The 2,484-nt window shown below is 47.6% G+C and carries 2 protein-coding genes; both read left to right on the forward strand.

Going from position 1 to position 2,484, the window contains the following annotated elements; translation table 11 throughout:
- Window positions 1-56 precede the first annotated feature (56 nt).
- Entirely contained in the window at window positions 57-1,982 is a 1,926-nt protein-coding gene (gene sctE / locus J5224_RS24885) for a type III secretion system translocon subunit SctE (protein ID WP_264627894.1), read from the forward strand.
- A gap of 60 nt (window positions 1,983-2,042) precedes the next feature.
- Window positions 2,043-2,484, forward strand: a 442-nt coding sequence (locus J5224_RS24890; protein WP_264627895.1) for a hypothetical protein, incomplete at its 3' end; no start/stop codon positions are given.

Raw genomic sequence — 2,484 nt, forward strand, 5'->3', positions numbered from 1 at the left:
ATGGATGCTAACGAAGAAAATGCAGCGCTAAAAGATTTTGCCAATAGGGAGGCATAATGAACATAGCTATTGATGATTTTTCTTCGGCATTCGCATTCTCTGGTGGTGGAGACGTTGAAACACATCGAACTGAATTAATAAAGCAGAGCACCGCTATTAAACGTTTTGGTGAGGCAGGGCTGAGGGAGCATCCGCAACGAGATTCTGTTGCAGTGGCGATGACACTATTACGGCCAGAGCAACTGGCTGCCATTTTGCAAAATACTACTAACGCATTGCAGGGAAACGCTGCTCAGCCCCGGACACCACAAGATGCCAATATACCGCAATTGGCATCGGAGCCTTTCGCTTTATCTCCGTTGTCCCAAATCGCATCGGGTGCAGACAACCCTGCGACTTCGCTGACTGCCTCTGCTCGCATGACTAGCCTGCTAGGCAAAATAAATCAGCTGACTGGCGATGTGACACTACAGAAAATGGTCGATCAACTGAAGATATACAATGCGCAACTGGCGGGTCATTCTCAGACATATGGTGTACTCGCCGATCAATTAGAGCAGCATGCTCAGCAGTGGGCCAATGACAGTGATGCGTTGACGCAGGCACAGACGCTGGTCAATGGATTAAAACAGCAGGCTACCGCGGCAACGGACACCTATACCGATGCGCAAAAGCAGTTGCAGTTTTTGCAGAATCAAGCAGAGCGGGAATTACAAGAGAACGGCGTGCTATCCCCTGACCTGAGTAAGAAAATAGAGGAAGCGAAATGTGCTGTTACCGAGGCATATAACCACAAACAGCGCGCTGTGGCCCACTATGAGGATGCACTCAAAAACAGACTGGAGCCTGCACGCCTGGCAGAAATTGCCAGTAGAGCCATTCTGGAAAATACCAGGCAGCAAGCACAAGCCCTGCTGGGCTCGATGCCTAACCAGCAAATATCCGTTATTGAATCTAAACGGAAACAGCAAAATGAAAATGCAAAAAGTCTCAGTTATTTGCTGGCCATTGTCGCTGAACTCATCAATAAAAGTGCCAGTGAGGATTTACAGGCTGGCGCTGCATTGAAGCAGAAACTGGCAGAAGCAGCGGTTAAAGATGCTGAAAAAAAAGCGCGTGAATACGACATTGAGCAGCGTAAAGCGGAAGAGATGCAAAAAACCATGGGCTGTATTGGTAAAATTCTCGGTTGGGCTATCGCCATTGTCGGTTTCGCAGCGGCTATTTTTACTGGTGGGACATCATTAGCGCTGGCTGCCGTCGGGTTGGCATTGACGGCTGGCGATGCCATCTACCAGGCGGTCACGGGCGAGTCTTTTATACAACAGGCTATGCAACCGATTATGGAACACATTATTAAGCCATTAATAGATCTTCTGGCTAAATATTATTCGTTTATTTTGGAACAACTTGGGGTTGATAAAGAAACGGCTGCAATAATAAGTGAAACTTTGGGGGCAATTGCTGCCGTTGTACTATTAATTGCAGTAGCAATGGTGGCAGGAAGCCTGATGGGTAAGCTGGTCGATAAACTCTCTTCCACTGCGATAATACAATCCACCCGGGAGGCAATGAAAAAGATGTTGCAAACCATGATGGACAACACGATTGGACGAACCATTATGGCGTGGGGGTCAACGGCTACGCGTTCGTTCATCGTTCAAAGTATAAAAAGTGCCAGATGGGTTAATAGGGTTCAACAATCCCAAAATGTCGCGATGACCGTTAACGTTGCAATGCAAACCGGCATGGAAATCGTTGTGGCTGGAAATAAAGTGGAAGCAGAAAAAGTACGCGCCAAAATGCTAGAGGATCTTGCACTGCAAAATATATTGAATGCACTGATGGACCGAATGGTGGATAGCTTTACTCAACGCATTGCAGCTGCCAATGCCATTATCGAAAATATGGCTACTGTGGCCGAAAACCAGATGCAAGCGGGTAAATTCATTACCCGAAAAATGCAACACGTTGCGGGGTAACCCTATTTAGCGTAAGTGGATTTCAAAAATGATATATTTATTAACACGGAGTTGAAAAATATGATGACCACATTATCACCTGTTGCAACTCAAAACGAGCTGATTTTAAAAACGGATAATACCGCACACTCTACGCAGCCTTTCACCGAGCGTTTGCCGGATGTCCTTTCTTTGGCGCACCTGGTCTCTGTTTCCAGAAGTATCGGTGACGCGAATAACGCCTATGCCAATTCGCTTCCCGTTGAATTGATGGCTCCTGCATCAACCAATAAAGTCATACCTTCCGATACCAAAGCTGAACTGATGCAGAGGCTGTCTGATTCCCAGCAAGGAAGAGACATCGACAAGATAGAACAGGTCGTTGCGGGGGCTGCTACCCTGTGCAGCGCGCAACTTCTATCTGCAACAGATAATCCGTCAAGACGCAGTGAAAATGAAAAGGCAGGCAGGGCAGCGGCGTCCCATGCCGTGGTACAGACCGCTGTGCGGTCGCACGCCGCCG

This window comes from Candidatus Symbiopectobacterium sp. NZEC135, assembly GCF_025962695.1.